Source organism: Staphylococcus pasteuri (genome assembly GCF_030547725.1).
GTDB classification, from domain to species: domain Bacteria; phylum Bacillota; class Bacilli; order Staphylococcales; family Staphylococcaceae; genus Staphylococcus; species Staphylococcus pasteuri.
The window spans coordinates 1-229 of record NZ_JAUOQO010001125.1 but is presented as its reverse complement, the minus strand read 5'-3'; the positions used below and the strand labels follow the sequence as shown (position 1 = coordinate 229).

Sequence of the window (229 nt, the reverse complement as noted above, 5' to 3'; positions counted from 1 at the left end):
ATTTCCGGGATGGCAAAGATGCCAAGACCGACAATCACCAGCTTCAGCCCGTCGGTCATATAAGGGTAATCATAAGACGCCATGCGCAAATCACCCGAAGACGCGCCTTCGCCGATGGTGCCGACCAACATGCCAAGACCGGCCGCGACAATGCCCTTGATCGCAACACGCCCGGCAAGGATGCCAACCATCGACAGGCCAAAGATGGTGATCATCAAAAGCTCTGGCG

Annotated in this window: 1 protein-coding gene; it reads right to left on the bottom strand. The window is 56.3% G+C overall.

Annotated features, from left to right (window positions below; all coding sequences use genetic code 11):
* The coding region (locus Q4528_RS16635) for a tripartite tricarboxylate transporter permease (RefSeq protein ID WP_303522913.1) at positions 1-229 on the bottom strand (229 nt) is incomplete at both ends.